The organism is Corallococcus aberystwythensis (assembly GCF_003612165.1).
GTDB lineage: Bacteria > Myxococcota > Myxococcia > Myxococcales > Myxococcaceae > Corallococcus > Corallococcus aberystwythensis.
The window spans coordinates 1-9,540 of record NZ_RAWK01000329.1; the positions used below are offsets into that span (position 1 = coordinate 1).

Here is a 9,540-nt window from a genome sequence, read left to right on the forward strand (position 1 = left end):
CGCATGTCTCGGGGGCTCGGAGATGTGTATAAGAGAAAGCCCATCCAAACTTCACCCGAGACCTCCGGCTGCCAAGCCCGTCCGCCTCCGCGGGGGCTTTGGGAACCATCCGCCCCGGTCGCCCGCGTGTCCCTGCCCGAGAGCAAGCCCTGTGCCCCGCGACTCACGCGGCGGCCGGCCTCTTTTCAGGGGGTTGCGTGAGGGTCAGCGCGACAGCCAACAAGGCAATCGGAAGACGTTGCAGCGTGGGGGAGGCGCGCACGGTAGGAATTGCCGGACGCGGGCCGCTCCGGAGCCGCGCCCGGAAGGTGGGGGGAGCGGCTGATCCGTTGAGAACTCCCCGGAAGCACACGCACGAAGCGGCGCCATCGACGGGGATCGCGGCGGACCGCGAAAGGGGACCCGGGCGCCATTGCGGTGGCGCCGGGCCGGCACTTCCACCGGGACTTCAGCGCCGGTTCGTGAACTGCACGCGGCGCCCGCCCATGGGCGGCATCACCGGCGGCGCCTCCAGGCCGAACTGCCACCAGAGCGGCTCGTAGGGCTTCATCTTCAGGCGCTTGTCGTTCTGCAGCTGGGCGAGGCTGCCCTTGAGCTTCTCGTCGGAGGGGTTCTGCTCCACGCCGCGCGCGAGCACGCGCTGGGCCCCGTCCTTGTCCTTCTGCTGCAGGAGGCACCACGCGTACACGGCCCAGACGATGGATTCCTTCTTGCCGCTCTTCACCGCGGCCTCGAAGGAGGCCTTCATGGCGGGCGCGTCGTTGCGGCGGAAGTGCAGGGCGCCCTCCATGGCCTTGGCCATGTAGTTGCGGCCGCTGGCCTTCTGCAGGTGGGGCTTCGCGCCGTCCAGGTCCTTCACCATGTACTTCAGCATGCCGATCTGCGCGTGCAGCTCCGGCCCGATGAGGAACTGCCACTTGTCCCAGACCAGGCCCTGCTCCAGCGTCTTGACGGCCCGGTCCACGCGCCCCTGGGCTTCCTTCTGGTTGGCGGGCTGGCCCTGGAGATCATTCTGCACCGTCGTCATCAGCGCCTGGACCCGGGTGGAGACCCGGCGGGCGAGCACGATGTAGGCAGCGAAGAAGACGATGATGCCGGGCACGATGCCGGCCCACCAGGAGAAGCCGCCGGCGAACTTCACCAGCACGCCGACCGCCAGCCCGACGGCCAGGGAGATGAGGAGGTTGTACATGCGCTGCCCCTTTAGCGGTGTGCGTGGACAGCCGCAATCTTCGGATGCACACGAACCGAAGGCGCGATATACGTTCGGCCGCCTCGTTCACACCCAAGGGGCCCTCTGTCGAAATTGGTAGACGAGGCGGACTCAAAATCCGCTGCGGCTGACCCCGCGTCCCGGTTCGAGTCCGGGGAGGGCCACTCACAAACGCAGACCCGGTGCCCCTGATGCCGTCTTCCGGGCCGCCCGAAAGTGAAAGCGCTCCCCTGTCCCCCGCGCTGGAAGACGCGATGAAGGTCCTGCTGGTCGAAGATGATCCGAGCCTCCGGGAAGGAATGGGGGAGCTGGTCTCCGAGCTGGCGGACGTGCAGGCGGTGGGCACCCTCGACGAAGCGCTGCGCGCCCTGGAGGCGGACCGCTTCGAGCTGGTGATGACCGACATGCGCATCGCCGGAGGGCACACCGACGGCCGGGGTGTCCTGGAGGCCGCGCGCAGGCAGCGCCACCCGGTGGCCATCGTCAGCGCCGCCGGTCCGGACGAGGTCGCCCAGGTCCTGCATCCTTCAGAGCCGGACGCGCTGCTGATCAAGCCCTTCCAGGTGGACGACATCCTGGGGCTGGTGGAGCGCTTCCTGGAGCTCAAGCGCCAGGTGGTCGCCGCGGCCCGGGAGCCCCTGTCCGGGGACTCGCCGGACTGGACGGAGCCTTCGCCCGGGGTGCGGTGCGCCGGTTCGACGCCGGACACCGCCCGGATGTGGGTGCGGCTGGGACCGGACGCGGCCTTCCCCTGGAACCGCACCCAGTCCGCCCATGGGGTCCTCCTGGTGGAGGGCGACCTGGAGCTGGACGGGGAGCGCTATGCCGCGCCGTGCTACCTCTTCCTGTCGCTGGGGGCGTGCCCCCAGGTGAAGACGCGGGCCGGTGCGCTGGCCGTGTGCGTGCCGCTGCGCGGCTAGGCGACGAGGTCACCCGTGGACATCCCTCTCTGGCCCACGCCGCATGATCCGTCACGCCTGGGGCGTCCGTCCCGGCGCGCGGCCACCGCGGCGATTGAAACGCACATCGCCGTCCTCAAGGGCGACCCGCTGAAGGCGGCGCTCGCCACCGCGCTGCGGGAGGCGGAAGGGCTGGGCGGGCAGGAGCGGCGCTTCGTGGCCCTGGCGGCGCGCGAGCTGTCCCGGCACACGCGGCTGTTGGACCTGGCGGCGCGGCAGCTGGGGCATTCGCCGGGCAAGCACGCGCTCACGGAGGATACGGCGCTGGTGCGCTACGCGCTCTGGCGCAGGCTCTTCTGCGGCGAGGGTTGGACGCGCATTGGCCCGGAGGTGAAGTTGCCGGGACCGGTGCGGCCGCGCACGCTGCATGACGCGGTGCTGGAGGGGCTCGTCACGAAGCCGCTTGTCGAGCCCGCCGCGCCGGAGGGCCCGGAGGCCATCGTCGAGCGGCTGGCCACCCGGTACTCGTTCCCGGGCTGGCTCACGCAGCGGCTGGCGCAGGTGTATCCGGAAGGGACGCTCGCGGGGCTGATGGCGTCGCTGGACGACGAGCCCTCGCTGCACTTCCGCGCGCGGCCTCCAGGGACGCGGGACGCGGTGCTGGCGGCGCTCGCGGAGGAGGGCGTGGCGGCGGAGGCGGTGGCGTGCGCACCGGATGCGCTGCGCGTCGCGGATGCCAGCCACCGCATCTTCGAGTCGAAGACGATGAAGGCCCGGCGGCTCCAGGTGCAGGACGTGGGCAGCCAGCTCATCGTGCTCGCGTGCCTGCCGCCCGGGACGACCCTGACGGGGCTCACCGTCGCGGACGTGTGCGCGGGGGCGGGCGGCAAGACGCTGGGGCTCGCGGACCTGGTGGGCGCGAAGGGGAAGGTGCTCGCGGGAGACCGCTCGAAGCGGCGGCTGTCGGACGCGCGCGAACGGGTGCGCGAGTTCGGCCTGAAGCAGGTGACGTTCCCGCATCCGGTGCCGCTGGACGCGGTGGACGTGGTGCTGGTGGACGCGCCGTGCAGCGGCACCGGGTCGCTCGCGCGCGAGCCGGATCAGAAGTGGAAGCTGTCCGCGAAGGCCATCACGGAGTTCCAGGCCACGCAGTCCGCGCTGCTCGCGGAGGTGGCCGCGCAGGTGAAGCCCGGGGCGCGCATCGTCTACGCCACGTGCTCCGTGCTGCCGGAGGAGAATGACACGGTGGTGGAGCGCTTCCTCGCGAAGCACCCGGACTTCGCGCTGGAGCCGGTGGGGGAGGGGTGGGCGCCGGAGCTCCAGGTGGGAGTGGACGGCCCCTACCTACGCGCCCTGCCACCCCGGGTCCCCGGCGGGGGCTTCTTCGCCGCCCGGCTGGTCCGCAAGGCGGGTTGACAGTCGCCGAGCCGCCACGTTACGCACGAATGACCTTCTCCTCTCCCGAGGGTGACAGCCGTGGCGGCAGATCCGAAGCAGACCGAAGTGATGCGGCAGATCAACGAAGCCTTCCAGGCGGCCGAGGCCAAGCTGGCCAAGCTGCGGGAGGCCGTTGAACGCAACACGGAGCTGGCCCGGGCCAACGGCAAGGCGGCCTTCCTCAAGGACAAGAAGGAGCAGACCCACCGCGAGCTGGGCGAGGCCGTCTGGCAGGCCGTGCAGGCGGGCCGGCTGGAGCTGCCCCCGAACTTCGCCCGGTTGCTCCAGTCCATCGCGGCGGCGGAGAAGGCGGCGGCGGACCACGCCGCGTCCCTCACCGACCTGCTCCGGGAAGGGGAAGAGGTGGCGGATCGTTTGAAGGTAAAAACCGTCGCGAAGCCGCAAAAAGTTGTGGCGTCGGGGACGAAGAAGCCGTAGAAGTCGCGCCGCCTCACGGCACGGACCGCCCCCCACGGCGGACCGGGCAGCACGCAGCAAAAGACGGGGCTATAGCTCAGCTGGGAGAGCGCTTGAATGGCATTCAAGAGGTCACCGGTTCGATCCCGGTTAGCTCCACACTGAAGTGAGAGAGGCCCGCGAGAGAAATCTCGCGGGCCTTTTGCTTTGGGGCACGGCTCCAAGGCCCGCTCGCTACGGGGGCGCCGGGACGTCGCGGGGCAGCCGCACGGTGAAGGTGGTGCCCGCCTCGGCGGTGGACGCCACGGTGATGGTGCCCCCGTGGGCCTCCACGAGCTGCTTCACGATGTAGAGCCCCAGGCCGATGCTCCGGGTGCTGTGGTCCACCTCGCCGCTGGCGCGCTGCAGCGGCTGGAAGAGGCGGCCCAGCCGGTCCTCGGGAATGGGTGCCCCCGCGTTGTGGATGGACAGCGTCACGGCGTCGGGCCCGCCGTGGGTCTCCACGACGACGGCGGTGTCCCGGGGGCTGTACTTCAGCGCGTTGGTCACCAGGTTCTGCGCCAGCTGTCCCAGCCGGTCCGGATCCCACTCGCCCAGGCCGCTGCCGCTCCGGCGCCGGTGGAGTTCCCGGTCCGGGTGCGTGGCCTCGATCTCCTCCAGCACGCCGTCCACGATTTCATGCAGGTCGGACGCGCGGCGCTGGATGCGCAGCCCGCCGCCCAGGCGCGCCTGGGTGAAGTCGAGCAGGTCGCGGATCATCCGGTGGGCCCGCTCCGCGGCGGATTGGATGCGGCTGACGGCCTTGGTGCTGCGCTCGTCCAGCTCCTCGCGGCGCATCAGGCTGGCGGCGCCCAGGAGGATGGCGCTCACGGGGTTGCGCAGGTCGTGGCTGACGATGCCGATGAGCTGCTGTTCGAAGTCCGCGCGCTGCTGCTGCTGGGCCTGGGCCTGGCGCAGCTCGTGGACGTCCATGGACGTGCCCACCCACTTGATCACCCGGCCCTCCGCGTCCTTCAGGGGCAGGGCGCGCACCAGGTGCCAGCGGTACTGGCCGTCGCGGTAGCGCACCCGGTGCTCGGTCTGGAAGCGGTCGCCGCGCTCCAGCGCCTCCGCCCAGATCTTGCCGCTGGGGGCCATGTCGTCGGGGTGGACGATGCACAGGTAGCCCCAGTTCAGCAGCGCCTCCGCGCTCATGCCGGTCTCCTCCGGCAGCACGCCGTTCACGTAGGTGATGGCGCCATCCGGGGTGGTGACGAAGACGGCCTCCGGCAGCGCCTCCGCGAGCGTGCGGAACTCCTCCTCGCTGCGGCGCAGGGCGTCGTCCGCGGCCTTGCGCTCCGTGACGTCCTGCATGGCGCCCACCATGCGGATCGCCGTGCCATTGGCATCGCGCACCACCCAGCCCCGGTCCTCCACATGGGCATAGGTGCCGTCCTGCCGGCGGAAGCGGTACTCGGCGCGCCAGTCGCTGCCGCCGGGTGCGTCCGCGATGGCGTGGAGGCTCTGCTCGGCCTGCTCGCGGTCCTCCGGGTGGACGGCGTCCGCCCACCAGTCCAGCCCGGGACGCACCGCGTCCATCGCGTAGCCGAAGAGGGTGTGGATGCCCTCGCTCCAGGACAGCTGCTGGGTGCGCAGGTCCAGGTCCCAGACGGCGTCCTTCGTGGCCCGGGTGGCCAGCCGGTAGCGCGTCTCCGACAGCTGGAGCGCCCGGAGCAGCTCCTCCCGCTGCCCGCGGGCCCGCGCGGCGTTCACCGTGCCCTCCAGCCGGGACACCAGCTCGCGCACGCCGAAGGGCTTCACCAGGTAGTCATCCGCGCCGGCGGAGAGGCCCTCCACCTTCGCCTCCTCGCCCGCGCGCGCGGACAGAAGGATGACCGGGACATGGGCCGTGCGCGGGTCCGCCTTCAGCTCACGCAGGAGCCCGAAGCCGTCCAGCCCCGGCATCATCACGTCCGACAGCACCACGTCCGGCGGATGCCGCCGCGCCAGCGTCAGCGCGGAATGGCCGTCCGCCACCGCCGTCACCGTGAAGCGGCCCGCCAGGGACCGCCGCACGTAGTCGCGCATGTCCGCGTTGTCGTCCGCCAGGAGCACGTGGCCCCGCACGATTCCCGGCGGCGCCTCCGGGACGGGCGCGGGCACGGGCACTTCATCCACCGCGTCCGACAACCACTGCGCTGCTTCCTGGACGAAGACCTCCGGGTTCGGAGCGTGGACGGCCTCCTGCGCGGACGTCCTCAGCTGCTCGGGAGACAGGTGCGCCGTGCCGGTGGGCAGGGACACCGTGAACGTGCTGCCCTGGCCCACGGTGCTCCGCGCGGAGATGTGGCCTCCGTGCAGCTCCACCAGCTCGCGCACGAGCGCCAGGCCGATTCCGCTGCCTTCATGGCTGCGGCCCCGCACGCCCTCCACCCGGTGGAAGCGCTCGAAGACGCGCGGCAACTCATGCTCGGGGATGCCCGTGCCCGTGTCGCTGACGGACAGCTCCACCCGGCCTTCGTGCTCGCGCAAGCGGACGGTGAGGGCGCCCTGGAAGGTGAACTTGAAGGCGTTGGAGAGCAGGTTGAGGACGACCTTCTCCCAGAGATCGCGGTCCACCCACACCGGGGTGGACAGGGAAGGGCAGTCCACCTGGAGCCGCAGCCCCGCCTTCGTCGCCAGCGAGTCGAACGCGCCCGCGAGCCCCGCGGTGAGCGGCCCCAGGTCCGTGGGCTTGAAGGTGGCCCGCATGCGGCCCGCTTCCAGCCGGCTGAAGTCGAGCAGGCTGTTCACCAGCTTGAGCAGCCGCTGGCCGTTGCGCTGGACCAGCGCCAGCCGCTCCCGGTGCGGGGACTCCAGCGGGTGTTCCGCGTCCGCGAGCATGTCCCCCAGCGGGCCCAGCATCAGCGTCAACGGCGTGCGGAACTCGTGGCTGACGTTGGAGAAGAAGGCCGTCTTCGCCCGGTCCAGCTCCGCCAGCGCCTCCGCCTGCCGCCGGGCGTCCTCGTACGCGCGCGCCCCCGCGATGGCGGCGCCCAGACTTCCGGCCACCAGCTCCAGGAACGACAGGTACGAGGCATCCGCCGGCACCCGGGGGGACATGCCCAGCACCAGCAGGCCCGTCGGGTTCGACTCGCCGGAGCGGGCCATGGGGAGGACGAGGGCGGAGTCCGGCTGCGGCACGCCGTCGCGCAAGGGGAGGGGACCGAAGCGCGCACCCAGTCCGTCCACGCGCTCGGCGCGTCCCGAGCGGATCACCTGGGCCAGCGGCCAGGGGGACGCCGCGCCCGGCTCCAGGCCCACCCCTCCGGGACAGAAGGCACCGTCCGCCTCCAGGCCCATGCGCGCCTCCAGCGAGGCCCGCGTGCCGTCCGCGTCGAGCAGGTAGAGCAGCGCGAAGGGCAGGTCCGCGGGGTTGGTGGCGAGCGCCTCCATGGCCCGGGTGCTCGCATCATGGGCCTGGAGCCTTCCGCCCGCGCGCGAGGCCACCTCCTGCAGCGTCCGGAGGCGGCGCGCGTCCAGCACCTGGCTGGTGGTCTCCACCACCGTGTCCAGCACGCCGTTGACCGCGCCGGATTCGTCGCGGACGGGGCTGTAGGCGAAGCTGAAGTAGGTCTCCTCCAGGAAGCCGTTGCGCTCCATGAAGAGGCGCTGGTTCTCCGCCTTGAAGACGCGCGCCTCGCGGCGGACCTGCTCCACCCACGGGCCAATCTGGTCCCAGATCTCCGCCCAGACCTCACGCCCGGCGCGCCCCATGGCGGACGGATGCTTGCCGCCCAGGATGGCCCGGTACGCGTCGTTGTAGATCTTCACCGACTCCGGGCCCCAGAACACCATCATGGGGAAGCCCGAGTGGATGACGGCGCTGGCGATGGTGCGCAGGGACTGCGGCCAGGAGGACACCGGGCCCAGCGGCGTCCTGGACCAGTCCATGGAACGCATCAGGGCGCCCATCTCACCGCCCCCGGCCAGGACCTCCTGGAGCGCGGGGTCGGCGGCGTCCGGATCCGGCGCGGGTGCGTCCGCACCGTCGTCACCGGACGTCCTGGAGCCCTGGTTCATCCCCGTTGCGTAATCGAAGCCCGCCGGTGAGGCCAGGGGAGGAGCGCGGGCGTCCCGCCATCGCAGGGCCCGGCGGCCCGCCTGCGTTGACGGCGGAACGGTGCGGCATGGCGCCGTCCCCGGTGAAGCCCGGCCGGGAAGGGCGCCACGCCACGGCTGACGGCGCGGAGGCTACTTGCCCGCGAAGACGTTCATCACGTCCTTGAGCAGCTTGATGGACTCGGCGTGCGGACGCTGGAAGGCGTTGCGGCCCATGATGGAGCCGAAGCCGCCACCCTGGTGGATCTGCCGGATGTCCTCCATGAGGGCGGACGTCTCCTTCGCCTCGCCGCCGGAGAAGATGACGATGCGCTTGCCGTTGAACGCGGAGCGCACCACCTCGCGCACGCGGTCCGCGAGCGTCTTGGTGGGGATGTTCGCCTTCTCGAAGGCCTTCTTCGCCTCGGCCTGCTCCAGGAAGTCCGTGGGCGGCTTCACCTTGATGATGTGCGCGCCCATCTGCGCGCTGATCTGCGCCGCGTACGCCACCACGTCGATGGCCGTCTCACCCTCCTTGGACAGGGCGCCGCGCGGGTAGGCCCACAGCACCGTGGGCAGGCCGTAGGACTTGGCCTCCGCGATGATGTCGCGCAGGTCTTCGTACTGCTCGTTGCGGGCCGCGGAGCCCGGGTAGATGGTGTAGCCCACCGCCGCGCAGCCCAGGCGCACCGCGTCCTTCACGGACGACGTCACCGCGGACATGGGCGCGGCCGTCTTGGCCAGCGAGTCGGAGTTGTTCACCTTCAGGATGAGGGGAACCTCACCCGCGAGCTTGCCCGCGATGGCCTCCAGGAAGCCCAGCGGCGCCGCGTACGCGTTGCAGCCGGACTCGATGGCCAGCTGCGCGTGGTAGTCCGGATCATACCCGGCGGGGTTCGGCCCGAAGGAGCGCGCGGGGCCGTGCTCGAAGCCCTGATCCACCGGGAGGATGACCAGCTTGCCCGTGCCGGCGAGCGTGCCGTGGTTGAGCAGGCGCGCCAGGTTCGTCAGCGTGCCGGGGTTGTCGGAGGGATACCAGGAGAGGATCTGCTTGACGCGGTCGGTGTAGGCCATGGGGTTTTCCTTGAAGGAAGGCGTCGAAACCGGCGCGGGATTCTGCGGTCCTTGTGCGCGCCGACCAAGCCCTGTCTGTACCGAATGTCCGCGACTGTCACGCCCTCTACGCGCCTTCCCGCGCGAGCGACTGGACGGAAGCCGACATCCGGCAGGGTCCAAGGGTGCACAGAAATGCTGCGCCGTCGCGGGCTTCCGGATATGCCCGGCCGCACACGAGGCGGACCACAGCATGGGCAGAGAAGTCAGCAGGGTCTTCGCAGTGGCAATGATGCTCACCGGTGGCGTGTCGGGCGCGCAGATTTCGCCCACGACGGCCCCCTCGAACGCTCCGGGAACGGGCGCGCCGGGGACCGCGACGCCCTCGCCCGGCAACATGTCTCCGGCCACCGTGCCCACCCCCTCGCCCGGCACCCCCTCGGCCCCGGGACCGAGCGGCAC

General features: G+C 71.3%; 6 protein-coding genes, 2 tRNA genes and 1 pseudogene. 6 read left to right on the forward strand and 3 right to left on the reverse strand.

Annotation, left to right across the window (positions count from 1 at the left end):
* Nucleotides 1-448: 448 nt before the first annotated feature.
* A complete protein-coding gene (locus D7W81_RS36190; protein WP_120559938.1) occupies nucleotides 449-1,192 on the reverse strand; it encodes a tetratricopeptide repeat protein in 744 nt (247 codons plus the stop codon).
* A 99-nt stretch (nucleotides 1,193-1,291) separates the two neighbouring features.
* Here D7W81_RS36190 and D7W81_RS36195 point away from each other — a divergent pair.
* The 5 genes from D7W81_RS36195 to D7W81_RS36215 all read left to right on the forward strand — a co-directional run bounded on the left by D7W81_RS36195 (nucleotide 1,292) and on the right by D7W81_RS36215 (nucleotide 4,125).
* Nucleotides 1,292-1,377 (forward strand) — tRNA-Leu (locus D7W81_RS36195).
* 90 nt (nucleotides 1,378-1,467) lie between these two features.
* Entirely contained in the window at nucleotides 1,468-2,133 is a 666-nt protein-coding gene (locus D7W81_RS36200) for a response regulator (protein ID WP_120559939.1), read from the forward strand.
* Nucleotides 2,134-2,148: 15 nt separating this feature from the next.
* Entirely contained in the window at nucleotides 2,149-3,528 is a 1,380-nt protein-coding gene (locus D7W81_RS36205) for an RsmB/NOP family class I SAM-dependent RNA methyltransferase (protein WP_244227682.1), read from the forward strand.
* 60 nt (nucleotides 3,529-3,588) lie between these two features.
* Nucleotides 3,589-3,987: a hypothetical protein gene (locus D7W81_RS36210; protein WP_120559940.1), complete on the forward strand. Its 399-nt coding sequence runs from the start codon at nucleotides 3,589-3,591 to the stop codon at nucleotides 3,985-3,987.
* Between the two features lie 65 nt (nucleotides 3,988-4,052).
* Nucleotides 4,053-4,125: transfer RNA gene (locus D7W81_RS36215), tRNA-Ala, on the forward strand.
* A gap of 75 nt (nucleotides 4,126-4,200) precedes the next feature.
* Here D7W81_RS36215 and D7W81_RS36220 read toward each other — a convergent pair.
* Both D7W81_RS36220 and D7W81_RS36225 read right to left on the reverse strand, forming a co-directional pair.
* Nucleotides 4,201-8,007, reverse strand: a complete 3,807-nt coding sequence (locus D7W81_RS36220; protein ID WP_120559941.1) for an ATP-binding protein — start codon at nucleotides 8,005-8,007, stop codon at nucleotides 4,201-4,203.
* Between the two features lie 171 nt (nucleotides 8,008-8,178).
* Entirely contained in the window at nucleotides 8,179-9,099 is a 921-nt protein-coding gene (locus D7W81_RS36225; RefSeq protein WP_120559942.1) for a class I fructose-bisphosphate aldolase, read from the reverse strand.
* Between the two features lie 232 nt (nucleotides 9,100-9,331).
* Between D7W81_RS36225 and D7W81_RS43120 the strand changes: the two are divergent.
* Nucleotides 9,332-9,540: pseudogene (locus D7W81_RS43120) on the forward strand (TolC family protein); the annotation flags it as partial.